This is a genomic window from Lentzea sp. NPDC058450 (genome assembly GCF_042721395.1).
GTDB lineage: Bacteria > Actinomycetota > Actinomycetes > Mycobacteriales > Pseudonocardiaceae > Lentzea.
On sequence record NZ_JBHXLO010000051.1, the window covers coordinates 15,112 to 39,996 of the forward strand.

General features: G+C 70.7%; 18 protein-coding genes. 3 read left to right on the plus strand and 15 right to left on the minus strand.

The genetic code is table 11. From position 1 onward, the window contains the following. Window positions 1-161: 161 nt before the first annotated feature. The 6 genes from ACFWNN_RS43590 to ACFWNN_RS43615 all read right to left on the minus strand — a co-directional run bounded on the left by ACFWNN_RS43590 (window position 162) and on the right by ACFWNN_RS43615 (window position 10,351). Window positions 162-2,834, minus strand: coding sequence for an AAA family ATPase (locus ACFWNN_RS43590; protein ID WP_382445891.1), 2,673 nt, complete (start codon window positions 2,832-2,834; stop codon window positions 162-164). After that, complete coding sequence (locus ACFWNN_RS43595; RefSeq protein WP_382445865.1) at window positions 2,834-5,431, minus strand: LuxR C-terminal-related transcriptional regulator; 2,598 nt, start codon at window positions 5,429-5,431, stop codon at window positions 2,834-2,836. Before ACFWNN_RS43595 ends, ACFWNN_RS43590 begins: the two co-directional genes overlap by 1 nt. Window positions 5,432-5,583: 152 nt before the next feature. Further along, window positions 5,584-6,030 carry a hypothetical protein gene (locus ACFWNN_RS43600; RefSeq protein ID WP_382445866.1) on the minus strand — a complete coding sequence of 149 codons (447 nt, stop codon included), beginning with the start codon at window positions 6,028-6,030 and terminating at the stop codon, window positions 5,584-5,586. A 73-nt stretch (window positions 6,031-6,103) separates the two neighbouring features. After that, on the minus strand, window positions 6,104-6,373 hold the full coding sequence (locus ACFWNN_RS43605) for a hypothetical protein (RefSeq protein WP_382445867.1): 270 nt from the start codon (window positions 6,371-6,373) through the stop codon (window positions 6,104-6,106). Between the two features lie 341 nt (window positions 6,374-6,714). After that, window positions 6,715-9,453, minus strand: a complete 2,739-nt coding sequence (locus ACFWNN_RS43610; protein ID WP_382445868.1) for an AAA family ATPase — start codon at window positions 9,451-9,453, stop codon at window positions 6,715-6,717. 187 nt (window positions 9,454-9,640) lie between these two features. Next, window positions 9,641-10,351 (minus strand): substrate-binding domain-containing protein, encoded by a 711-nt coding sequence (locus ACFWNN_RS43615; protein ID WP_382445869.1) that lies wholly within the window; start codon window positions 10,349-10,351, stop codon window positions 9,641-9,643. A gap of 73 nt (window positions 10,352-10,424) precedes the next feature. Here ACFWNN_RS43615 and ACFWNN_RS43620 point away from each other — a divergent pair, with 73 nt between their 5' ends. After that, window positions 10,425-10,787, plus strand: coding sequence for a DUF5997 family protein (locus tag ACFWNN_RS43620; RefSeq protein ID WP_382445892.1), 363 nt, complete (start codon window positions 10,425-10,427; stop codon window positions 10,785-10,787). A 6-nt stretch (window positions 10,788-10,793) separates the two neighbouring features. On the opposite strand, the gene ccrA is transcribed toward ACFWNN_RS43620, so the two are convergent. Genes ccrA through ACFWNN_RS43635 form a run of 3 tightly spaced genes read right to left on the minus strand, consistent with a single transcriptional unit; the run spans window position 10,794 to window position 13,556 of the window. Then, a complete protein-coding gene (ccrA, locus tag ACFWNN_RS43625; protein ID WP_382445870.1) occupies window positions 10,794-12,113 on the minus strand; it encodes a crotonyl-CoA carboxylase/reductase in 1,320 nt (439 codons plus the stop codon). 54 nt (window positions 12,114-12,167) lie between these two features. Next, a complete protein-coding gene (locus tag ACFWNN_RS43630) occupies window positions 12,168-12,812 on the minus strand; it encodes a maleylpyruvate isomerase N-terminal domain-containing protein (protein WP_382445871.1) in 645 nt (214 codons plus the stop codon). A gap of 9 nt (window positions 12,813-12,821) precedes the next feature. Beyond that, window positions 12,822-13,556, minus strand: a complete 735-nt coding sequence (locus ACFWNN_RS43635) for a thioesterase II family protein (protein ID WP_382445872.1) — start codon at window positions 13,554-13,556, stop codon at window positions 12,822-12,824. 60 nt (window positions 13,557-13,616) lie between these two features. Between ACFWNN_RS43635 and ligD the strand changes: the two genes are divergently transcribed. Together ligD and ACFWNN_RS43645 are read left to right on the plus strand one after the other, a co-directional pair. Further along, window positions 13,617-14,558, plus strand: coding sequence for a non-homologous end-joining DNA ligase (ligD, locus tag ACFWNN_RS43640; RefSeq protein WP_382445873.1), 942 nt, complete (start codon window positions 13,617-13,619; stop codon window positions 14,556-14,558). Next, window positions 14,551-15,483, plus strand: a complete 933-nt coding sequence (locus ACFWNN_RS43645; RefSeq protein WP_382445874.1) for a DNA polymerase domain-containing protein — start codon at window positions 14,551-14,553, stop codon at window positions 15,481-15,483. The genes ligD and ACFWNN_RS43645 overlap by 8 nt, the downstream gene beginning before the upstream one ends. On the opposite strand, the gene ACFWNN_RS43650 is transcribed toward ACFWNN_RS43645, so the two are convergent. The 6 genes from ACFWNN_RS43650 to ACFWNN_RS43675 form a co-directional block, all read right to left on the minus strand. Next, the gene (locus ACFWNN_RS43650) at window positions 15,462-17,672 is read right to left on the minus strand and encodes a caspase family protein (RefSeq protein ID WP_382445875.1); all 2,211 of its coding nucleotides are present in this window, start codon (window positions 17,670-17,672) and stop codon (window positions 15,462-15,464) included. The genes ACFWNN_RS43645 and ACFWNN_RS43650 overlap by 22 nt on opposite strands. Window positions 17,673-17,713: 41 nt before the next feature. After that, a complete protein-coding gene (locus tag ACFWNN_RS43655) occupies window positions 17,714-18,592 on the minus strand; it encodes a hypothetical protein (protein ID WP_382445876.1) in 879 nt (292 codons plus the stop codon). Between the two features lie 86 nt (window positions 18,593-18,678). Next, window positions 18,679-20,352 carry an ABC transporter family substrate-binding protein gene (locus tag ACFWNN_RS43660; protein ID WP_382445877.1) on the minus strand — a complete coding sequence of 558 codons (1,674 nt, stop codon included), beginning with the start codon at window positions 20,350-20,352 and terminating at the stop codon, window positions 18,679-18,681. Between the two features lie 113 nt (window positions 20,353-20,465). After that, window positions 20,466-22,595 carry a dipeptide ABC transporter ATP-binding protein gene (locus ACFWNN_RS43665; protein WP_382445878.1) on the minus strand — a complete coding sequence of 710 codons (2,130 nt, stop codon included), beginning with the start codon at window positions 22,593-22,595 and terminating at the stop codon, window positions 20,466-20,468. Further along, window positions 22,595-23,572 carry an ABC transporter permease gene (locus tag ACFWNN_RS43670; RefSeq protein WP_382445879.1) on the minus strand — a complete coding sequence of 326 codons (978 nt, stop codon included), beginning with the start codon at window positions 23,570-23,572 and terminating at the stop codon, window positions 22,595-22,597. The genes ACFWNN_RS43665 and ACFWNN_RS43670 overlap by 1 nt, the downstream gene beginning before the upstream one ends. 16 nt (window positions 23,573-23,588) lie before the next feature. Then, the gene (locus ACFWNN_RS43675; RefSeq protein WP_382445880.1) at window positions 23,589-24,566 is read right to left on the minus strand and encodes an ABC transporter permease; all 978 of its coding nucleotides are present in this window, start codon (window positions 24,564-24,566) and stop codon (window positions 23,589-23,591) included. Window positions 24,567-24,885 lie beyond the last annotated feature (319 nt).

Genomic DNA, 24,885 nt, shown 5'->3' on the forward strand with positions numbered 1-24,885 from the left:
TCGGTAGGGCGTTTCGGGTGCGTCTCACCTGATCCCCCGAAAGCCACCCTGAGCTGCGACGACGGCCAGACGGCCGATCGAGACGCCACCGCGCGGTAACTGAGGTGCGACTCAACTGTGCGGCATGAGCGCACAGGAAATTCGTAGATGTTTCGCTCGGGTTACGCGGAGGGAGGACAGGCCCGCGCGAGTGCGCCCGGCAGTTCCGTGCGGCGGCGAATGCCGAGCTTGCGGAACGAGTTGGTGAGGTGCTTCTCGATCGCACGGGAGGTGACGTCGAGTTCTTCCGCGATTTCGGCGTTGGTGAGCCCGCGCACGACCAGACGCGCCACGGTGAACTCGGCGCGGGTCAGCACCACGACCACTCCCGGCGAATTACCGTCGAGTTCCCTCGCGATTCGGGACGCGAGCCTTTCCCCGCCGCTCTCCACCGCGAGCTGATACGCCAGCTCGAGGTGCTGCTGCCCCGACCCCGAGCCATCGGCCCGTTCGCGCGCACCGAGCTGAAGCAACGCCTTGGCCCGTTCGAACGGGTTCGCGTGCAGGACCTCCACGGCCTCACGCACCATGCCGAGCCCTTCGGCACCAGGCGTGTAGCGGCCGAGCATGCACAGCGCACGTCCGATGCCGATCGGAGCACCCCACTCCACGGCACGATCCCAAGCCTGCGCGGCGTAGTCCTGTGCGGCCGCCAGATCACCGAGCTGCGCGTGCAGCCGTGCGGTCAGCACGCACCACGGCAACAGCACGGGATTGCGCCAGCCGATGGCGTCGAACACGTGCCCGCAGTCGAGCAGGTGGTCGAGGGCCTGCCGGTAGTCGCCCGCCACGGCCAGGCCCGCCCCGTGCAGCATCCGGTACACGGCCTCGACGCCCGGCGGTTCGTCGCGGTCGGGCCGGGACTCGACGAGCCTCGCGATCAGCTCGGGCTCGCGCAGGTCGATCGCGACGGCCATGAGCCCGACCGCGGCGGTCGTGGTGTCGCCGCGCCAGTCGAGCACGGCGAGGTCGACCGCGCGTCCTGCCGCCGCGTGCGCCTCCCCCGGCCGGCCGAGGTGCATGAGCACGAACGACTGCTGCGCGAGGATCAACGCCTGTTCGACGGTGCCGCCCGCCTGCGCGAACGCCTGGTCGAGCCACGGCACGGTCTCGGCGGCGGCGTCCGCGGTGGCGAGCACCTTGATGAGCAGCGGCAGCGCGGTGTGCACCTGCCGCGGGTGCGGTGGTTCCTGCTTCAGCACGGCCAGCCCGATGTCCGCGACCTGGTGCGCGGGCAGCCGCGCGGTGAGCATCGCGGCTTCGAGCAGCACGATCTGGAGCTCGCGTTCGCCGGGGGTCGTGCCGCCGATCTGCAGGAGGCGTTCGGCGGAGTCGGCGAGCAGCGCGGGGTCGGCGTGCCACACGTACCGTTGCCGGGCCTCCAGCCGGTGCGCGAGCTCCTGGTCGTGGCCGAGGCTCGCGGCGACGGCGTCGATCAGGTCGCGCACGGGCCGGGGCGCGGACCCGAGCGCGGTCGGCGCGATCCGCACGAGCGCCGCGGCCCGTTCCTCGACCGTCCGGAACAGCGGCACGGCGGCCGTGATGTGCCGGACGGACGCCGCCGGGTCGAAGAACCGCTCCGCGGTCGCGAGGTCGACGAGCAGCCGGGCGCGTTGCTCGGACTCCGCGGGAACGTCCCGCAGCGCGCGCCGCAGGTACCGCGCGGCCACCTCGGGAGCCCCCCGGCGCAGCGCGATCGCGGCGGCCTCGCCGAGCGTCTCCACAGCCCACTGCCCGTGCACGGAACTGGCCGCGAGCAGCCGCCCGGCGACCTGTTCGGCGGGCCTTCCGGCGTCGTGCAGCACCCGCACGGCCCGGCGCTGCCAGTCCTCGCGTTCGGCGACGGGCATCGACTCCTCGATGGCGTCCCTGATCACCGGCCTGCGCAGCACGAGCCCGGCCTGGTCGAGCACCCGCTGAGCGTGCGCCGCCTGCTCCTCGGTGAGCCCGGCGAGCCGTCCGGCCAGGTCGTCCTCGCCGAGCACGGCCACCGCCCGCGCGAAGTCCTGCGCGTGCTTCGGCTGCGCGGCGAGGTCGCGCACCAGCCGTTCGCGCAGCCGGGCGGGCCGCAGTTCGAGGACGTGCGGCACCTGGTCGGCGGCCGGGCTGGTGATGTGCTGAAGCACCGCGCGCAGGAACATCGGGTTGCCGTCGGTGACGGCGTGGCAGGCGGCCACGAACTCGTCGTCGGGACGCCGGCCGGTCCGCTGCTCGACCAGTGTCGCGATGGCGTTCAGCGACAACGGTTCCGGCCGGATCGCCGTGCACTCGCAGAGGCCGCTCTCGACGTCGCGGGTGGCGGCGACGAGCAGGATCGGGTGGTCGCGCAGGGTCGGGGCCAGGGCGGTGAGCCACCGCCGGGACGGTTCGTCGGCCCACTGGAGGTCGTCGACGAGCAGCACGACCGGCCGGCGCGCGCTCAACGCGTGGGTCAGCGCGATGAGACCGCTGTTCGCCGCGTCCTGGACCGCGAACGCCGAGTCGGCCGCCGTGTCCTCCTCGAACACCGGCCGCGCGAGCCCGGCGGGACCGGTGAGCAGGTCCGCGCCGTCGCCCGCCAGCACCGGGTCGAACAGCTGCCGGGCGACGCCGAACGCGAAGTCCCGCTCCAGCAACGAACACGTGGCGGTGAGGACGCGGCAGCCCTCCGCCCGGTCCGCCAGCGCGGCGAGCAACGCGGACTTGCCGGACCCGAGCGGCCCGGCGATGACGAGCCGGTCGCCGGAACCCGCGCGAACGCGCTCCAGAGCGCCGGTGAGCAGGCGCAGGTCGTCGGCGCGTTCGAGCAGCGTCATCACGAGGCCAGGTGGTCCGCCAGCTCCGCACGGCTGGAGATCCCGAGTTTGCGGTACGCCCGGGTCAGGTGCACCTCGACCGTCCGCAGCGTCACGGACAGGCGCTCGGCGATGGCCCGGTTCGTCGCGCCGGCCGCGGCCAGCTCCACGACCTTGCGCTCGCTCGCGGTCAGCACCGCCATGCCGTCCGCGGTGGACGGCACGCGCATCCGACCGCCGGCGCCCAGCAGCAACGACCTGGCGGAGTCCGCGAGGGGACGGCTGCCCGCCCGCAACGCGAGCCCGACGGCCGCGCGCAGGTGCGTGCGCGCCTCCCTGGGCTGCTCGAACTCGGTGTGCCGGGTGCCGAGCAGCAGTTCGGTGCGGGCCTGTTGAAGCAGCGACGGCACGGCGGCGAACCCGTCCGAGGCGGCCTTCGCCATGTCCAGCGCGCCGTGCCCCGTCGTCGTGTAGGCCCTGGCCAGCAACGAGAACGCGGCCGCCTCGCGGGACGGCCACGCGCGAGCGAGCCGGTCCACCTCGCGCACGGCGGCCGACGCGTCGTGACCCGCCTCCGTGAGGACCTGGACGATGTCGATCCACGTCGGCAACGCGCTGGGGTCGCTCAGGCCGACGGCCGTCAGCGCCGTCTGGCAGGCCGCCATCCGTTCCGCCGCCACCGCGAGGTCGCCCTGCGTGTACGCGAGCCACGCGGACGTGCGCAGGTACTCGCGGTGGGCCGGCGTCAGGTGCCGGATCTCGTCCTCGTCGACCTCGCCGAGCAGCCGTTCCGCGAGCAGGGTGTCGCCGGTCTGCACCGACAGCCACGCCAGCAGGATCGTCGCGCGGGGCATGTGCCAGGCGCCGTCGCGCACGGCCTGGACCGCCGCCGCCGCGTCCGAGGTGGCCCGCGGGAGATCGCCCAGCGACATGTGGGCGAGCGCCCGCTGGAAGAGCGAGCGGCACAGCGCGAGCGAGTCGCCGTTGCAGGAGAAGGCGTCCACGGCCCGGTCGAGGACGGCGAGCGCGTCCGCGGAGTGCCCGGCCACGCGCAGGACGGCGGCGGCGGACAGCATCGACCAGTCGGTCAGCGCCTCGGCGTCGGCGAGCGCGGCCCGTGCGTACCCCACGGCCTCGTGCACCGCGCCGCCGCCGCGCATGGTGGCTTCGGCGACGACACCGAGCAGGCAGCGCTGGGCGGTCGTGTCGCTTGCGGACGGCGGCACGGCCTTCTCCGCGGCGGCCGCGGCGGTGTGCGCGTCCTCGAGGTCGATCGACAGCTGCACGGCGTCGAGCAGCGTGGTGAGGTCCTGGGGCAGCGCGGGATCGCGGGCCAGGCGCAGGAACGTGCGGGTCCGGCCGGTCAGCGCGTGCTTGACGGCGACGGCGGCCCTCAGGTCCGGGTCGGTGGTGCGGTGGAACGCGGCGGCGAGGTGCTCGCAGGCCTGGGCGGGGTCGTGGCGGGACAGCTCGGTCGCGAGGTTGACCCTCAGTTCGATGTCGTCCGGGTGGAGCTCCACCAGCCGCCGCAGGTACCGCGACGCGTCCTGCGGCTGCCCGCCCGCCGCGGCCTCGTGCAGGACCTGCGACATCCACGGCGCGTCGACGGCGGGCAGGTGCACGAGCTGGTCCGCGACCGCCCGCACGTCGTGCCCGGACTCGTCGAGCACGACGGCCGCGCGGTGCCGCAGGTCGGCGACCTCGGCCGGGTCGAGCACGTCGAGCACGCCCGCCCGGTACCAGGCGCGGACGTGCTCGGGCAGGCCGTCGCCCAGCAGGTGCTGGCGGCGCAGCGCGGAGATGCCGTTCTCGGCGACGCGCTCGGACACCCCGGCGAGCGGGCCGACGAGCTCCTCGCGGTCCACGACGACTAGCGCGGTGGCGATGGCGCGCAGGTGGTCCGGCTGGTCGCGCAACCGCCGGGCGGCGACGAGCTCGACGGACTCCTGGCGCAACGCCCGCGCGGCCCGGATGTCGGCGAGCACGGTCGTGAGGTGGCTCGGGACCCCGCCGGAGAGGGTGAGGCACAGGCTCGTGAGCACGGCGTCCGGCGGGAAGTTCAGGGTCGTGGAGATCATGTCGACGACCTGCGGCGCGGTGAGCGGCGGGAGGTCCACCACGTGCGCGCTGGCGAGATCGGCCTGCACCGCGCGGTTGTGGGACAGCACCAGGCTGACCGGTTCGTCGCCGAGCCTGCGCACCACGAAGTCGGCCCAGTGCACCGTCGCGTCGTCGCACGCGTCGAGGTCGTCCAGCACGAGGCAGACGGGCGAGCGCTGCGCCAGCGCCACCACGTCGCGCCACATGGCCCGGTACACGCGGTGGAAGGTGGCGGCGGACGGATCGGCGAGCTCCGGGACCCGCAGCCCCGCCTGGGCGAGCAGTCTCCGCGCGACGGCGAGCGGCCGGCGGTCGCCTCGCCCGCCCTCGCTCAGCACGGTCGTCCCGGCCTTCGTCTCGGTGGCGGCGATCCGGCGCAGGACGGCGGACTTGCCGCACCCGCGGCCACCGCGCACGAGCACGGCGCGGGCACCCCGGCCCCGGCGGGCGGCGGTCGTCTGGTGAGCCACAGCGGTGAGCACGCTCTCACGCCCGATGAGCTCCGGCTGCTCCTCCACCGCCTACCGCCTCAGACTCGAAGAATGACCCAGGTCCTCAGGATAAATGCCTCATGTGACAGGACCGCAAACTCCGCGTGGCGAGTGGCAAAGTCAGTGCGGTGTTTCGCGTTCCGCGGGTGGCGAATCCACCGCAGGTTCCAGTCAGTGAACTAATACGCCACCGCGCGGCCGGGCACAACCCGGTAGAAGCCCGGTTTCTCAGCGTGAAACGCGAGCCCGAACCGGGTGAGGAACTCCCCGAAGGCCGCGTCGACGAAGTCGTCGTCGGGCCTGCCGTCCCCCGTCCCGGCGGCGCCGCGCGCGACGTCGACGGCGGTGCTCTCGTAGACGACGAGGTCCGGCAGGTCGCCCGCGAAGTACCCGCGTGCCAGCGAGATCGGCGACGAGCTGTCGTCGAGGAACCCCACCACGTCCCACCTGCCCTCGGTCGCCTCGCTCAGCGAGAGGCGGGCGGCGACCTCGGACGAGGTGGCGTAGGTGACGCGGTAGCCGCGCCGCACGAGTTCCTCGATCACCGCGAGCGCGGGCAGCGCCTGCCCGTGCTCGGGATTGGCGAAGATCGCCACATGACGCCCCGTGCCGATCTCCTCGGTCATCGGCAATGGCCTCCTTCTGCGAACGACGTGGTGCCTGATGCCGTTGTACGGCATTTCGGGCTCGGGGAATCCCTCACTTTCCATTGTTCGCGGGCCGGAACGCGCTGCCCGTCTTGCGCCCGGGTGTGGACGGCCCGCGCAGTTCCTCCGCGGACGTTGGCTGACAGGTCTGCGAAGCGGCGGCGAACGTCTCCCGAATGGCGAGCGGGACGTCGGGATCAATCGCGCCGAGAACGGTGAACGGTCCACCGCGGGTGGCGGAACACCGGCACCTCACCAGCGCGTGAGCCGTGGCGCGCACGCCGGTGGCGGTGTGCTCGGCGCGGCCGATCCGGACGGGCATCATCACCCAGGGTGGGACGAAGAAATGATCACGCCGAGTTTGCGGACGGCGTCGATGCCTTGCCGCGCAGCGCTTTTCCCGGCCGCACCCTCTGAAGGTCGTGCTCGGACGTCCTGCCTTTCCGCGCGAACCTGGTAGCAGACGGCCAGATTCGGCGTCTCGCGGCGTCGTCCCTTTCCCGGGGTGCGGGCGAGGAGCGTCGCCGGAATGCCCGTGATGACGACGATCTCGGCGCTGCCGAGATCCCCGCACCGGCGGGGAATTCCGCCCGAAGGGTGCCCGGATGGGCGACGCGGGGCCGGCATCCGCCCGTTCGGGCCAGGCGTCCGCTCCGAATGGATTCAGGCGGTGCTCGGCAGGTACGAGTGCAGGTCCGCCGGCAGGTCCTTGCGGTACTTCACGTTCAGCTTCCGGTAGACCCGGGTCAGGTGCTGCTCGATCGTCGACGACGTGATGTACAGCTTCGACGCGATCTCCCGGTTCGTGTACCCGACGGCGGCCAGCGCGGCCACCCGCCGTTCCGCGTCGGTCAGCGTCGCGATCGGGTCCACCGGTCTCTCGTCCGCCACCGCGTCCTCGTCGGCCCTCGCCCGCGACGGCAGCACCTCCTCGCACAGCTCGGCCGCGCCGCACACGTTCGCCACGTGCCAGGCCCGCCGCGCCACCGTCCAGGCCCGCCGGTGCTCCCGCAGGGCCTGGTGCGCCCTGGACAGGTCGGCCAGGGCGCGCGCCAGCTCGTACTGGTCGCCGTGTGCCTCCAGGGTCATCACCGCGTCCTGCAGCAGCTGCGGCCGGTCTTCGGGCCGGCGCGTCGCCGCCAGCAACCGCACCGCCACCCCGCGGGTGCGCGACGCGTCCGGTCCGAGCCGTTCCAGCTGCTCGGTGATCAGCCGCTTCGCCTCGTGCCCGTTGGCGCCGTGCGACAGCCAGGCCTCGGCGGCCGACGTGCGCCACGGCACGACCCCCGGCCGGTCCACACCCCACGAGGTCATCAGCTCGCCGCAGGACAGGAAGTCGGCCACGGCCGCGTAGTGCCGCGAGGTGGCCAGGTAGTGGTGGCCGCGCGCGTGCAGGTAGTGCAGCCCGTACCGCGACTGGAACATCGCCTCGGGCACCGGCTGCTCCAGCAGCGCGGCCGCCTCCTCGTGCCGTCCCGTCCTGGTGGCGGCGTTGATCAGGATGCCCAGCGGCATCCCCGCCGCGACGCCCCAGCCACCGGCGGGCATGAGGTCCAGCGCGTTCTGCGCGTGCTCGGAGGCCGAGGTCAGATCGCCGCGGCGCAGCGACACCTCGCCCCGCACGCAGGAGAAGAACGCCCTGGCCACCGCGAGGTTCCTGCCCTGGGCCTCGTCCAGCAGCTCGTCGCACCACTGCGCGGCGACGTCCAGCCGGTCCGCGTACACCAGCGCCTGCAACGCGAGCATCGCCGACTCCGGCCCCCACCACCCGGAGTCCGACGGCCGCGCCGCCTGCAGCACGTGCTCGGCGTCGGTGGCCGCCACGTCGTTGTTGCCGCCGGTCAGCACGCTCGCCAGGGCCGTGACGGCCTTCAGCATCGGCCCGGAGGTCAGACTCACGGTCCGGGTCTTCACCCGCTCGGGAACGGAGCCGCGGCGGGCCAGCCCGGGATGCGAGCACGCCAGCCACAGCTCCATCGCCCGCAGGCCGATGCCGGCGGGCGACGCCTGGCGCGCCCGGTCCACCGCCTCGGCCGCTTCGTCGACCTGGCCGTTCCACAGCATCGGCTGCACCAGCGACATCACGTCGTCGTCGGAGAGCAGCCCGGACCGCAGCGCCGGCACCACCGCACCCAGTCTGCGTCCCGCCGCAGATGGGGTGACCCGCCACTCGACGCGCACCAGCTTCGCCGCGATCGCCGCCCGCCCGCCGGCGTCCGCGCAGGCCCGATGCGCCAGCTCCAGGTAGCGCAGGGCGGTGTCGATCTGCTCGTCGCGCAGCGCGTGCTCGGCGGCCTCCTCGAAGACCGGCACCGTCCAGGGGTTCTCGGAGTGGTCGGCCATCGCCAGGTGGGGAGCGATCTCGATCGCGGGCGCGCCCTCGTCGTGCAGGAGGAGCGCCGCCCCGAGGTACATCTCCTTGCGGTCCTGAGTGGACAGATCGTCCAGCACCGCGTCCCTGGCGGCGGGATGGCGGAACCAGCCGTCCGCCAGCAGCCCTGCCTGGTTCATCACGTCCAGGGCGGACGCCACGGTCTCCGCGTCGGCACGAGCCAGCCGCCCCAGGGAGTCCACTGTGGCCTGTTCCCCGGTCACGGCCAGGGCGCGCGCCACCGGCAGCACGTGGTGGTCGCAGCGGTGCAGACAGCTGACCAGGGCACGCCGGTAGCCGGGTCCGATCACCAGGCCGCCGTCGTCGCGCGGCTTGCAGAGCCGTTGGTCCTCCAGCAAGGACCTCACCAGCAACGGATTGCCGCCGGACAGGGCCATCGCCTCGGCGGCACCGGACTCGAACAGGGCGTCCACGGCCGCCAACGGCGCCAGCGGGACGTCCCGGCAGTGCGGATGCCGCAACAACTCCGTGTGCAGATCGGTGTGCGCGGCCCGCGGCGACGCGGTCTCGCTCAGCACCAGCAACACCTTCGCCTGTCCCAGCCGGCGGATCAGGTAGAGCAGCCAGTGCGACGACGAGGGGTCGGCGTGCTGCACGTCGTCGATGCCGATCACCAGCGGCGTGTCCGCCACCAGGTCCAGCAACGCCAGGCACAGCGCGTGCAGCTGGTGCGCGGTGGGGCCTTCCGCGGACCGCGCGGCGACGTCCAGCAGGGACCCCACCGACTCGGGCACGTCCAGCGGGTGGAAGAGCTGACCCACCACGCCCAGCGGCAGGTCGCGTTCGAACTCCGAGCAGGTCGCCTTCACGAACAGCACGCCGCAGGACTCGCCGAACGCGTGCAGCAGCTCGGTCTTGCCGGAGGCCACCGGGCCGGTGAGCAGGGCGACCCTTCCGGATCCTGACAGGGAGTCCGCCAGCAACGTCTCCAAGGCGGCCCACTGGTCGTCCCGCTCGAGCAGGCCCGCGAGCCTCGCCTTGGTCGTGCCGCCGTCAGACGTCCCGGTCATGGTGAACTACCTCTCGCCGAGAAGCCGCCGTGCCGCGGCGCGGCGGGTGCGGTCGAGGCACCACCGCGTTCCCCAGAAGCGCAGGCATGACGGATCGGCACCGAGCGTCGCAGGCGAGTACAGCCGTCACAATTCGGTGCGCGCAGGGTCTAGGAGTTCTCCTGGAATCCCGGCCGCCACACCGCGATCAACGGCCCCGGCGGGGTTTCGCGCGCTTGGCGGGCTGCTTCTTCTGCGCGGGCGCGGGACCCCTCCGCTGCTGTTGCCTGGGGGCCTGCTTCTGCTTGGTCTGCTCGGGCGCGGGACCGCGGGTGCTGTTGACCGAGCGGCCGCGGACGATGCCGATCATGTGCTCGACGAGCTCGGGGTTCTCGTCGCGGATCGGGAACGACAGCGCGACGCGGGACTGCGGCGCGTCGGTGAGCGGCACGTGCTTCAGGTCCTTGCGGTGGTGCAGCCGCGCGAGCGACTGCGGCACGACCAGCACCCCGACGCCCGCCGCCACGATCTGGATCGCGTCCGCGGTGGTCTCCGGCCGTTCGACCGGCGCCTGGCCCGGGATCTCGTCCCAGCCGAGCGGGTCGTCGAGCGGCTGCCACAGGACCTGGCCTGCGAGGTCCTCAAGGGACAGTTCGTCGGCCGCGGCGAACTCGTGGTCCTTCGGGAACACGACGACCGTGGTCTCGGTGTAGAGCGGGATCGCGTGCAGGTCCTCGCGGTCGCCGGGCAGCCTGAGCAGCGCGGCGTCGGCCTCTCCCGAGCGCACCTTGCCCGCGGCTTCGGCGATGGTCACCTGCAGGAGGGTCAGCGGGGTCTCCGGCAGGCGTTCCTGCCAGACTCCCGCCCACTTGCCCGGCGTCACGCCTGGGACGTACGCGAGCGTGAACGATCCGGTCACGCGCTGAGGCTACCGGACGCAGCGGTTACTCCCCGTGGCATTACCCTTGGGCCTCATGAAGGCCGAGCAGACCATGAAGCCCGCCACCGCCGCGAAGAAGCTCGGCGTGTACCTGGAAGCCACTCCCGAGGAGTTCCAGGCGGGTGTCGTGTCGCGCGACGAGCTCAACGCGCTGCAGGCCGACCCGCCGCAGTGGCTCGCGGACCTGCGCCGCAACGGCCCGCACCCCAAGCAGCTGATCGCGCAGAAGCTCGGCATCTCCACGAGCGGCCTGGTGCGCGCCGGCATCACCGAGGCGCTGACCACCGAGCAGATCAACGCCCTGAAGGACGAGAACCCGGACTGGCTGGTCCGCGAGCGCAACACGTACCAGGAGTTCAAGGCGGAAGAGGCACGCCTGGCGGAGAAGGCGCGCCTCGAAGCCGAGTCGGAGTGAGCCCTGTCAGCCGGTGCGGAACCGGTTGATCGCGTCGGCGTGCCGGCCGCGCAGCTCGTGGTCGCGCACGCCGAGACCCTCTGACGGAGCGAGGCACAGCACGCCGACCTTGCCCTGGTGGGCGTTGCGGTGGACGTCGAAGGCCGCCTGCCCGGTCTCGTCCAGCGAGTACACCTCGGACAGTGTCGGGTGGATCTTCCCCTTGGCCACCAACCGGTTCGCCTCCCACGCCTCGCGGTAGTTCGCGAAGTGCGACGACACGATGTGCTTGAGGTTCATCCACAGGTAGCGGTTGTCGTACTGGTGCACGAACCCCGAGGTCGACGCGCACGTCACGATCTTGCCGCCCTTGCGCGCCACGAACACCGACGCGCCGAACGTCTCCCGGCCGGGGTGCTCGAACACGATGTCCGGGTCGTCGCCGCCGGTCAGCTCGCGGATCTTCGCGCCGAACCGCTTCCACTCGCGCGGGTCCTGCTCGTGCTCGTTCTTCCAGAAGCGGTAGTCCTCGGCGGACCGGTCGATGATCAGCTCCGCCCCCATCGCCCGGCACAGCGCCGCCTTCTCCGGCGACGACACGACGCACACCGGGGTCGCGCCGCCGTTCAGCGCGAACTGCGTGGCGTACGAACCGAGTCCGCCGGAAGCGCCCCAGATCAGGACCGTGTCGCCCTGCTTCATGTTGCCGCCGTTGACGGACACGAGCTGCCGGTACGCGGTGGAGTTGACCAGGCCGGGTGAGGCGGCCTCCTCCCACGTGAGGTGCTCGGGCTTCGGCATCAGCTGGTTCGCCTTGACCAGGGCGAGGTCGGCCAGGCCGCCGAAGTTCGTCTCGAAGCCCCAGATCCGCTGCTGCGGGTCGAGCATCGTGTCGTTGTGGCCATCCGGGCGTTCCAGCGGCACGTCCAGGCAGTGGGCGACCACCCGGTCCCCCGGCTTCCACACCGACACGCCGGGGCCGACGCGCAGCACCACACCGGCCAGGTCCGAGCCCACGACGTGGTACGGCAGGTCGTGCCGGCCGCCCAGCCTGCGCAGGAACCCGAACGTCGACACCGGCTCGAAGATCGACGTCCAGACCGTGTTGTAGTTGATCGCGGACGCCATCACGGCGACGAGCGCCTCGCCGGGCGCGAGCTCCGGTGTCGCGACTTCGCGGATCTTCAACGACCGCCGCGGGTCCTTCTCCCGACTCGGCAGCCCCGAGAACATCTCGGCGTCGCTCTCCTCGACCACCACGGCGCGGTAGCTCGCGGGCACGGGCAGCGCCTCGAAGTCCCGCGCCACCGCGTCGCCGGATTCGACGGCGCTCAGGATCTCGCTCATGAACCCCAAGGTAGGAGGTCAGGGCCTAGGGAATGCCCGCGAGAACGGCCGTGCTCACCCCAGGACGAACGGGATCGCCGGCTCCCCCAGCGCGGCGCGCTCGGCTTCGGTCGGGGCGCGCCTGCCCGTTGCCACCAGCAGCACGTCGGTGTCGGAGAACCCGGCGGGGAACGCGGTCCCGGCGATCTGTTCGAGCATCTCCCGGCAGCGGGCCAGTGCCTCGGCCGACGGGCCCGCGTGGTGCGGCAGGTGCGCGACCAGGTCGAGGTGGTGCAGCGTCCACTCCCAGACGTAGGCGCCCAGGTAATCGGCCGCGGTGAGCACCATGTCCTGCGTGGCGACGCGGGCGCCGGGCGCGGCCAGCCCTGCCGCGCGCAGTGCCGCCTGACCCACGTCGTCGACGTGGAACTTCAGCATCCACGGCTCTCCGTACGCCTGCGCGAGCCGGACGACCAACGCCGACAACGGGTCGTCGGCGGGCTCGTGCGCCACCCGCCAGTACGTCACGGCGTCGTGCGTCGGCTCGTCCGGCGACGGCGTCACGAGCGTGATCAGCACGTCCTGCGCGTCGATCACGAAGTGGCACACCAGGTCCCGCACGAGCCAGCCCGCACATCCCGACGGCTGACCGAAATCGTCGTCGGTGAGCCGTTCGACCGTGTCGAGCAACTCCCCCAAGGAGCGCGAGAAGAGATCCACGACCGCAACCTACAGTTCAGGCACCGGGGATTCGCCGGTGATGACGCTCGCGACCGCGCTTCTGTTGTCGGACAGGAAGAAGTGGCCGCCGGGCAGGACCTTCATCCGGAACGGCCCGGTCGTGCGGTCGCACCACTGCACGACCTCGTCGACCGACGCCTTGGGGTCGGCGTCACCGGTCAGCGCGGTCACCGGGCACGTCAGGGCGGGTCCCGGCCGGTAGCGGTAGGTCTCGGCGGCGCGGTAGTCGGAGCGGATCGCCGGGAGGACCATCCGGACGACGTCCTCGTCGTCGAACACGCTCGCGTTCGTGCCCGCGAGCCTGCGCACCTCGGCGATCAGCCCGGCGTCGTCGCGCTCGTGCACCCGGTCGTCGCGGACGATCTGCGGGGCGCGGCGGCCGGAGACGAACAGGTGGTCCGGTTCGCGCCGGAGCGCCACCTCGAACGCGATCATCGCGCCCATGCTGTGCCCGAACAGGCGCAGCGGGCGGTCGTCCGGCAGCCTCGGCGCGATCTCGTCGGCGAGCGCTCTGACGTCGTCGATCAACGGCTCCGACCTGCGGTCCTGCCGTCCCGGGTACTGGACGGCCACGAGTTCCGCCCGGCCCTGGAGGTGCTGCGCGAACGGCTGGTACCAGCTCGCCGCGCCGCCCGCGTGCGGGAAGCAGACGAGGCGGGGTGCTCCCGCCGGTGCCTCGGTGAGCCTGCGGAACCAGAGGCCGGAATCGAGTGTGGACGCCACGCGTCGATGCAACCACCGTTCGGGCTGAGGAAACGACTGGAAACGGCTAGCGTGGCGGCCATGGGCCAGTCCCCGGCTGTGGAGCTAGAGGTGGAGGACCGCGTCGTGCGGATCTCCAACCCGGACCGCGTCTACTTCCCGGCGCGCGGCGAGACGAAGCTGGATCTCGCGCAGTACTACCTGTCCGTCGGCGACGGGATCGTCCGCGCGTTGCGGGACCGGCCGTGCATGCTGCACCGCTTCCCGTCCGGCGTGACCGGCGAGAAGGTGCACCAGAAACGGCTTCCCGGCGGCGCGCCACCGTGGGTGCGGACCGTGCGGGTGCACTTCCCGCGCTACAACCGCCACGCGGACGAGCTGCGCGTCACGCACCTCGCCGACGTGATCTGGGCGGTGCAGATGTCCACTGTGGAGTTCCACCCGTGGAACTCGCGCGCCGCGGACACCGAGAAGCCCGACGAGTGGCGCATCGACCTCGACCCGGGACCGACCTGCTCGTTCGACAGGGTGCGGCGGGTGGCGCTGGTCGTGCAGGAGGTGCTGGCCGAACTCGGCGCCACCGGGTTCCCCAAGACGTCCGGCTCCAAGGGGCTGCACGTCTACGTGCGGATCAAGCCCTCGTACGGGTTCCAGGACGTGCGCAAGGCGGCGCTGGCGTTCGCGCACGAGGTGGAGCGGCGGGCGCCCGACGACGTGGAGACCACGTGGTGGCGCAAGGACCGCGACCCGTCGCTCGTCTTCGTCGACTACAACCAGAACACGCGCGACCGGACGATCGCCAGCGCGTACTCGGTGCGCGGCTACCCCGAGGCGACGGTGTCGACGCCGATCTCGTGGTCCGAGATCCCGGACGTCGACCCGCACGACTTCACCATCGCCACCGTGCCCGCCCGCTTCGCCGCGCTGGGCGACCTGCACGCCGGGATCGACGACGCGGTGTGGTCGATCGAGCCGTTGCTGGAGTGGGCCGCGCGCGACTCCCTGGAGGTCCCCGATGAGTAGTTCGTTCAAGTTCTCCTCTTTGGACCAGCCGTTGTTCGGCGGGTTGCTGAAGGGCGACCTGGTCTCGTACCTGGAGTTCGTCTCCTCGCGGTTCGTGCCGGTGCTGGCCGGGCGGCAGCTGTCGGTGTGGCGGATCCTGCGCGGGCAGGACCCGTTCATGCAGAAGAACGTCCCCAAGTACACGCCGTCCTACGTGCGGACGGTCGACGTGTGGGCCGAGGCCTCGCACCGGACCATCAAGTACGCGATCTGCGACGACGAGCAGACGTTGATGTGGTTCGCGAACCAGCGCGCGGTCGAGTACCACGTGCCGTTGTACCTCGGGGATCACTTCGGCGAGGACCACGTGCAGACGCACCTCGTCATGGACATCGATCCGCCGGAGGGTTCCGGTTTTGACGTGGTCGTGGAGACGGCTCTTTTGGTCCGAGCCGCACTGGCCGATGGTGGGTTGTCCGGCGTGGTGAAGACCAGCGGGGCCAAGGGAGTGCACATCTTCGTGCCGCTGGTCGCGCACTCGCCTGACGACGTCGCCGCCGCCACCCGTGCGGTGGCGGTGCGCGCGGAGAAGCTCGATCCCTCCCTGGCGACGACCGCCTACATCCGGGCCGAGCGGGGCGGGAAGGTCTTCCTGGACTCCACCCGCGCCTGGGGCGCCACGGTGGTGGCCGCCTACTCGCCCCGGTTGCGGGAGGGCCTGCCGATCTCGTTCCCGGTGCCGTGGGAGTCGCTGCCGGACGTGGTTCCCGCCGACTTCACCGTGCGCACGCGGTTCGACGGCGACCCGTGGGCCTCGTTGATGCCCGCTCCGCAGACCCTGCCCGACGACCTGATCGCGGAGGGGCACACCATCCCGGTCGCCCGGGTCGTGGCGATGCACGAGGGGAAGCGGCGCAAGGCCGCTCAGCGGGAGGCCGAGAAGTAGGCGGCGATCGCCGCGGCCAGTGGCAGGGTCACGTGGGCGACGCTGGTGAACGTCGGTTCGTTGGCGGAGACGTAGTCGTTGGCTCTGACGAGGATTCCGGCCGCGATGACGAGGTAGGCGGCTCTTCTGGCGTTGCCCGTGGTGAGGGTCGCCGCCAACGGGACGACGATCAGGGCTGCCAGGGCGGCGTGGGTGACGTACAGCGGGACCTCGGCGGTGAGCATGAGCACCGCGTCTGCCAGCAGCAGGGCCGGTGCGATCGCCTGTGGCCACTGCTGGGAGCGCCACGTGGTGTAGGCGGCGGTGGCGGTCAGGGCGGCCGCTGTGATGAGGAGCGCGATGTCCTCGCCGTCGCCGTTGATGCTCATGAGGTCGTGGGCGGAGTGCGCGACCACGAAGACGCCTGCGGCGCCGACGACTCCGGCGGCTGCGGGCAGCCAGGTCCCGCTCGTCGCGGCGGTCACGGCCAGGGCGGTGGCAGCGAGGGCGTAGGGCATCCAGGCGAAGGTCTCGCCGCCGCTGAGCAGGCCGGCCGTGCCGGCCAGGAGGCCGAGTGCGGCGCCGGCGAGCCACGGGTGGTCGCGGACGGTCAGGGCGAAGAGCGCGGCGGTCAGGGCCCAGGGCCAGACGACGGCGAACGCGAAGGTGTTCGGGCTGGTCTCGCCGAGGTGGCTCGCGATGCCGCCGGAGATCGCCATCATGCCGATGAGGAACAGGGTGAGGGCCGCGCCGGCCGCCAGGCGCGGCAGGGCGGCGAGGATCGGCAGCGGCGACCGTGCAGGCGATTCCTCCGGCTCTACGGGCTTCGCCACCAGCGGTTTCGGTTTCGCCTTCGGAGGTGCGGGCTTGGGTTCGATCTTCGAGGTCGGCGACGGCAGCGGCTTCTCCCCCAGCGCCTCCCGCGCCGCCGACGCCACCATCCGGCTGTCGTCCTCCCCCAGCCGCCGCAAAGCCAGCCGAGCCGCCAGCGCACGCCCCTCGTGCGCGACGGTCAGCATCCGGCGCAGTTCGGGAATCGCCCCCGCCCGCACCCCCGGCAGCGAGTGGTCGATGGCCTCCTGCAACTCCGCGGGCAGAGCGGACGGCACGGAGACCGGGCGGGCCCGGCGGGCGATGCGGAGGTCGCCCCGCACGTCCAGCATCCACTTGCCCGGGGTCTGGTGCGGCGTCACGCGGCGGACCCGGTCGTAGACGTACTCGTAGAGCTCGTCGAGGCCCACGTGGCCGTCCTGGTCGCGGTCGGCGTCGCCGGACTCCAGGCCCTCGACCAGGGCCGAGGTGAAGACCGAGGGTTCGCCTTCCGAGGCGTCGGCTACCGAGGCCCCCTCGAAGGCGTACTCCATCGCAGAGGACGCGGTGATGACGGCTCGGCCGCTGCCCCCGAACTGTTCTTCGAGGCCCACGGAGCCGCCTGCCCGGGCGACCATGCCCCGGCCGAACGCGCCGGAGTAGCAGCAGTCGAGGAGCAGGACGATGCGGCGGGAGCGGGAGCGGTTCATGCGGCGGGCCACGAAGTCCGCGGAGACCGCGGTGCCCGCGAGGCGGGAGAGTTTGGTGCTGGAGGTGGCGAAGTGGAGTTCGCCTGCCTCGTCCTTGACGCCGTGGCCCGAGAAGTGCAGGACCAGGAGGTCGTCCGGGGCCCGGTCGGCGAAGAAGTCCTCCACGGCCTCGTTGATCTCGGCTGCCGACGAGTTGATGAGAGTGCGGACGTGGAACCCGCCGATGCGCGGGTCGGCCAGCACCTCGCTCAGGCGGGCCGCGTCGTGGGCCGGCGCGCGCAACGACGACAGGCCGGGGTCGGCGAAGACGTGGCTCGCGATGATCAGGGCGTGGCGGTGCAGGTGGCGGCCCAGCCACTCGGAGCGGGCTGCGAGTTCGGCCTCGGTGGGGGCGCCGGTCAGTTCGAGGGACTCGCCGTCGGCCTCCACCGTCACCGCACGGTCGCGGCGCTGGCCCAGCCACGACGACACGGCGTTGATCAGGGCGGCCAGGACGGTGGACTGGGAGACCGTGGTCAGGATGGTGCCGAGCTCGGCCACGTCCAGGGCTTTGGCGCCGGCAGGAGCCTCACCGGGAGCGGAGGAGACGGGGAGCAGTTCGGACAGTTCGGTGCGCAGGAACGCGGTGAGCTGCTCGACGCGCTCGTCGTCGGCGCCGTCCTCGTGCACGCGCAGTGTGACCTCGGTCATAGCGGCCTCCTGCTGGGAGGTCGCTCACCGGCGGCAAAGCATTACGACGGGTCGGAACCCCGGAACGCGCCCCACCAGAAGCCCAGGACGGCCGCGATCAGGGTCGTGGTGATCCAGCCGGTGAAACCGGTGCCGTCGAGGTAGGCCCAGAAGAGGCCGACGAACGGCGCCGGCACGAGGAACACGGCGTCGACGCGGATCTGGGCGGCGAGGCCCGTGGGCGCGCGCGTCTCCGGGTCGGGGCGCACCGGGTTGTCCAGGCGACGGCCGCGCGGGTGCTTCGTCACCGGGCGCCCGGACGGGTAGACGGTCACGCCGTCGATCACGGCGACGCGGCCGCCGCGCAGTTCGACGTCGGCGGGCGACGGGAGCGTCACCAGCACCGGGTCGTAGTAGACGGGAAGCCAGCGTTCCACCGGGCCGTCGATCTCCAGCCACGACCGCACCATCAGGCCCGACTGGAGCCGGATGCGCCGCACGGACACCGTCTCGGCAGAAGAACGCACAGCACGCACGGCCAGCAGCAGGCGGACACCGCCGACGGACAGCACCAGCAACGCCACCGCGATCGCGAACGTCACGCCGCCCAGCGCGCGGTCGGTCGACACGAACAGGTCCGAGCCCGGGATCACCGCGCGCGACGGGTCGGCCGGGTCGAACGCGATCTGCGTCTGCTTGCCGACGACCCGGTCGCCGTTCTCGTACGCGACCCGCGCGGTCCCGGCAGGCCACTTCACCTCGACCGCACCGTCCGAATAGGACACGACGTCACCCAGGCCGCGCGCGGTCAGCGACGACAGCGTCGCCCGTCCGTCCGAATAGGACAGCCAGGACAACAGCGCGACCACGAAGCAGACCGCCAGCACGACAGCGGTGGTCGTGAGGCCGTACCGCAGCGCGGGAACCCGGGAACGCAGCAAGACAAGCTCCAAACAGAAAGAAACGGCCCGGCGGAGAGGACCCCCGCCGGGCCGTTCACGAGCCTAACGGCACGCTACCTGCTGCATCAGCCGGTGAAGCCCATGGTGATGTAGTCGTACGGACGGTTCGCGTACGCGACGGCGCCGAAGTTGGCGACGTTGCTCTTCACCGCGACCGCGCCGGGCAGCTGGTACAGCGGCAGCTGGGCGCCCAGCTCCCAGATCTTCTTGTCGGCCTCGTTGGCCAACTCCAGGCGCTTGGTGTCGTCGAGCTCACCGTTGGCCTGCTCCAGCAGCTTGTTGACCTCTTCGGAGCCGATCCGGCCGTAGTTCTGGTTGGTGCTGGCCGGGTCGAGCGTGTAGATGCCCTTGCTGTCCGAGATCGGCGTGGCCGAGGCCAGCCAGCGGAAGCCGGTCATGTCGAAGTTGCCGACGTTCACGAACTGCTTGAAGAAGTCCGTCGACGGGACGGCCTGGATGTCGACCTTGGCGCCGATCTCCTTCAGCTGCGACTGCACGAGCTTCGCGATCTGGTCGGAGGTGGGGTTCGGCGTCGGGATGACGTAGCGGACGACGAGCTCCTTGCCGTCCTTCTTGCGGGTCTCGCCCTCGAGCTTCCAGCCGAGGCCGTCGAGCTCCTTCTTCGCGGCTTCCTTGTCGAACGAGGCGACGGACGAGTTGTCCTTGTAGCCCGCGGAACCCAGCAGGAAGAAGTGGTTACCGGTGACCTGCGCGTCGCCCTTGATCATCTGGCCGAGGAGGGCCTTGGTGATGGTCTTGGTGTCGATGCCGCGCTGCAGCGCGACGCGGAGCTTGGCGTCCTTGAGGATCGACGTGTCGGCACCGTTGAACGTGATGTGCGAGTAGTCCGGCGTGATCGCCTGGCGGATCGTCACACCCTGCATCGACTTCGCACGCGTGAAGTTGTCGATGCTGGAGCCGATGTCGAAGAAGTCGATCTGGCCGTTGGCGAGCGCGTCCGCGAGCGCGGGACGGTCGACCTGGCGGAACGTGATCTTCTCGAGCTTGGGCTTCGGGCCCCACCACGCCGGGTCCTGGACCACGGTCACGAGCTTCGCGGTGCGGTCGATCGTGCCGATCTTGAACGGACCGGCGGTGATCTTCGGGGCGTCGGCCCAGCCCTTGTTGAACTCCTCAGCCGAGGAGGACATGGACTTCGGGTAGAGCGGGGAGAACAGGCCGCCCTTCCACTCGGCGAACTTCTTCTTGAAGGTCACCTTGACGTCCTGGTCGGACGCGCCCTTCTCGACCTTCTCGATGTCCTCGTAGCCGGTGGTGCCGGCGACCTCGAAGGCCTTGTCCGTGCCGTTGAGGGACTTCCACATCGCCTCGAAGTCCTGCCAGGACAGCGCGTTGCCGTCCGACCACTTGGCCTTCGAGTTGATCTTGAACTCGACGACCTGCGGGTCCGACGAGGTGAGCTTGGCGTCGTCGAGGACGTCCTTGTTGACCTCGATCGTCGAGTCGGCCTTCTGCTTGAACAGGTTCGGCATCATCGTGTCGATCATGCGACGGCCGTCCGCGTTGGTGCCGTCGAGCTGGTTGTAGTTCCAGTTGTCGGGCAGCTGGTCGACCGGCCAGCGGAACTCGCCACCGTCCTTGACCTTGGACGCGTCCTGCGGGTTGATGTCCGCCTGGCCGATCGTGTTGTCCGCGCCCTTGAGCCCGGAGTCCCCAGTGTTGTTGCTGGGCCCACCACACGCGGTAAGCGTGAGGGCGACCGCCGAAAGAGCGATCACACCCACCTTGGTACGTCGACTCACTGTCGTGAACCTCCCTCGTGCCCGGACACCAGTTGCCGGGGACACTGTTCCTTCGTGCTCGCAGGTCTTCTTCTGAGGCGACGGATGCATCAGAGGACCTGACGGATCTGGGCGAAGTGGCAGGCCGCCTCGTGGTCGTCGGCCTGCGTCTCGCGGAGTGGTTCCACCTCGATGCACTGGCGCTGCTTCTCGGGCGGCAGCGACGCGTGCAGGAAGCAGCGCGTGCGGAAGCGGCAGCCGGACGGCGGGTTCGCCGGGCTCGGCAGGTCGCCGGTGAGGATGATCCTCTCCCGCTGCCGCTCCTTCACGGGGTCGGGGATCGGGATCGCCGACAGCAGTGCCTGCGTGTACGGGTGGCGCGGCGCGTCGAACACCGAGTCCACCTCGCCGATCTCGATGATCTTCCCGAGGTACATGACGGCCACCCGGTCCGCGATGTGCCGCACCACCGACAGGTCGTGCGCCACGAACAGGTAGGCCAGGCCCAACTTGGACTTGAGCTCCTCCAGCAGGTTGATCACACCCGCCTGGATGGACACGTCCAGCGCCGACACCGGCTCGTCGAGCACGACGAGCTTGGGTTCGAGCGCGAGCGCCCGCGCGATGCCGATGCGCTGCCGCTGACCGCCGGAGAACTCACCGGGGTAGCGCGACAGCTGGTCGGGACGCAGGCCGACGAGCCGCATGAGCTCCGGCACGCGCCGGTTGATGTCGTCCTTGGCGTAGCCGTGGACCTGCATCGGCTCGGCGATGCAGTCGTGGATCGTCAGGCGCGGGTCGAGCGACGCCATCGGGTCCTGGAACACCACGGACATGTCGCGGCGGATCGCGAAGCGGCGCTTGCTGTCCACAGAGGACGACTTCGTGCCGAGCACGGAGATCTCGCCGCCCATGGGCTTCTGGAGGTTGAGGATCTCCATCAGCGTCGTGGTCTTGCCGCAGCCCGACTCGCCGACGAGGCCCAGGGTCTCGCCCTCGCGGATGTCGAACGAGATGCCGTCGACCGCGTGCACGGTGCCGACGCGGCGCTTGAACACCACGCCCTTGTTGACCGGGTACTCCTTGACGAGCTTGTCGAGCTCCAGCACGATGTCGCGCTGGTCGCGGGGGATCTTCGCGACCTCGGGGTCGTCCGCCACCTCGGCACCGAAGATCTCGACCGCGGCCTCGGCGCCCTCGGCGTCGGTCGCGGCGATCTCGTTGGTGCGGATGCACGCGGCGTGGTGCTCGGTCGAGCCGTCCACGTCCACGAGCGGCGGTTCGGCGGTGTGGCAGGCGTCGACGACCATCGGGCAGCGCGGCGCGAACGGGCAGCCGTCCGGCAGGTCCGTGAGCGACGGCGGCTGGCCCTTGATCGGCACGAGCGCCTGCTTCTCGCTGACGTCGAGACGCGGGATCGAGCCGAGCAGGCCGAGCGTGTACGGCATGCGCGGCTGCTGGTAGATGTCGTCCACCAGGCCGGTCTCGACGGCACGGCCCGCGTACATGACCATCAGCCGGTCCGCGAACCCGGCGACGACGCCGAGGTCGTGGGTGATGATCACGATGCCGGCGCCGGTGACCTCCTGCGCGGTCTCCAGCAGCTGGAGCACCTGCGCCTGCACCGTCACGTCGAGCGCGGTGGTCGGCTCGTCGGCGATGATCAGGTCGGGGTCGTTGGCGATCGCCATCGCGATCACCGCGCGCTGCCGCATGCCGCCCGAGAACTCGTGCGGGAACGCCTTGGCGCGCTCGACGGCGTTCGGGATGCCGACGAGGTCGAGCAGCTCGACCGCGCGCTTGTTCGCGGCCGCCTTCGAGACCGCGCCCTTCTTGTGCACCAGGATCGCCTCGGCGATCTGGTCGCCGACGGTGTAGACCGGCGTCAGCGCGGACAGCGGGTCCTGGAACACCATCGAGATGCGGCGGCCGCGGATCTTCGACAGCTCGGTGTCGCTCTGGCCGATCAGCTCACGGCCCTGGAACTTGATGGACCCGCTGATGCGCGCCGAGGACGGCAGCAGCCCCATGACGGCGAGCGACGACACGGACTTGCCGGAACCGGACTCGCCGACGATGCCGAGGACCTCGCCGGGCGAGACCTGGTAGCTCAGGCCGCGCACGGCCCGCACCCGGCCCGCCTCGCTGGGGAAGGACACGTGAAGGTCCTCGACCTGCAGGACCGGGCCCTCGGTGGCCGGGGTGCCCGGCGTGTCGAACTGGATCTCCGAGGTGGTCATCAGGCGGCCTTCTCCTTGGTTTCCTTCTTCTCCTTGCGGCGCACGCGCGTGGACGTGGGGTCGAGCGCGTCCCGCAGTCCGTCACCGACCCAGTTCACCGCCAGCACGAACACGACGAGGAAGCCCGCCGGGAACAGGAAGAGCCAGGGGAAGGTCGTCGCGGACTCCGCGTACAGGCCGATCATGGTGCCGAGCGAGACGTCGGGCGACTGCACGCCGAACCCGAAGAAGCTCAGTCCTGTCTCGGCGAGCACCGCCGAGCCGACGTTGATCGTCGCGTCGATGATGAGCAGCGACGCCATGTTCGGCACGATGTGCTTGGCGATGATCTTGCGCGCCGGTTGGCCCATGAACTTGGCCGCCTTGACGAACTCGCGTTCCTTCAAGGTCAGCGTCATGCCCCGGACGATGCGCGCGGTGATCATCCACTGGAACGCCGCCAGCATGATCACCAGCAGCCACCACGACTTGCCCCTGAACCACGGGCTCAGGATCGCGATGATCAGGAACGACGGCAGCACCAGCAGCAGGTCGACGACCCACATGAGCGTCTTGTCGGCGACGCCGAGGAAGTACCCGGCGGCCGCGCCGACGATCGCGGCGATGGTCGTCGAGATCAGCGCCACCAGCAGGCCGATGATCAGCGACTTCTGCAGTCCGCGCATGGTGAGCGCGAACATGTCGGTACCGATCTTGTCGGTGCCGAAGATGTGGTCGGCGTAGGGCGGCTCGAGGAACGCCGCGTAGTCCTGCTGGTCGTAGGTCCACTTCGACAGCAGCGGACCCACGAACGCCATCAGGTACATGCCGATGATGACGACCAGGCCTACGAGCGCCAGCTTGTTGCGCAGGAAGCGGATGAGCACGAGCCTGCCGCGCGTCATCGCCTTTTCGGGTTCGGGAGCAGCGTCGACTGGGCTGCCCGAGGCGGCACCGGTGGTTCCGGCGGCGTCGCCCTCGTTGAGGATCACGGTCACGTCGTCGTCACCTTGCCTAGTTCACGCGGATTCGGGGGTCGAGCGCGGCGTACAGCACGTCGGCCAGCCAGCCGGAGAACAGCACGCAGACGGCGACGAACAGCGTCACCGTGGCCGTGATGTTCGCGTCCTGCGAGCCGATGCCGACGACCAGCCAGTCACCCATGCCGTACCAGGTGAAGATCTTCTCCGTGAACGTGCCACCGACGACGAGCAGGCCGAACCCGAACGCGAACAGCGTCGCCATCGGGATCAGCGCGGTGCGCAGGCCGTGCTTGAACAGCGCCTTGCGGCGGGTGAGCCCCTTGGCCTGGGCGGTGCGCAGGAAGTCGCTGCCGAGCACGTCGAGCATCGACGAGCGCTGGTAGCGGCTGTAGAAGGCGATCTGGCCGAGCGCGATCGCGAGCGTCGGCAGGATCAGGTGCTGCAACCGGTCCCCCAGTTGCTCGAACCAGTTCCCCTGAAAGCCGGGGGTGGTCTCGCCGACGAAGATCAGCACGTTGCTGCCGATCGCGTCGTTGAGGCCCTGCGCGCCCAGCTTGAGCAGTGGTCCGAGCACCAGAACGGGCATGGACAGCAATATGAAGCTGAACAAGGTCGCGAAGTAGTCGCTGAACTTGTACTGCCTGATCGCGCTGACCACGCCGAGCAGCACGCCGAACGCGATGCCGAACGTGATGCCGAGCAGGAACAACCTCAAGCTCACACCGATGCGCCGGCCGAGTTCGTCGGTGATCGGGCGATCCGCGACGGTACGACCGAAGTCGCCCTGGACCACGCCGCTCATCCAGGTCACGAACCTCTGCGGGATCGGCTGGTCGAGGTGCAGGTCTCGTTTCTTCGCCTCGATCGATGCCGCCGGCGGCGGTGGGTTGCGTTGTTGCAACACCCCGATCGGGTCAAAGGTGGCGGAGGCCAACGTGAACGCGAGGAACGTCGCCACCAGGGCGAGCACCACGTAGTTGACCAACCGCCGCAACAGAAATCCGGCCACCCGTGTTCAGTCCTCTCCCCGGTGGTTGCGACTTCGGCTCACTGGATTGCAGTGGACGAGTTGCAAGAGATTAACCGCCGTTCAGGCGGACCGCTGCCCACCCCCACCAATGCGTGGAGGCCCACTGACCGGGCCATAGTCACCCATGCGTGGAGGAAAGGTGGGCGGAACAGCCACATCCACAGTTGACTCTCGTGAATTGTGTGTCCAAGCGTGACCATTGTGCGGCCGTATCGCTGTATTCAGCGTGAAGTTCCGGTTCGCCACGATGGATGTGACGCATCTGGGTGAATGCATTGACCAGAAGACGTGGGACAAG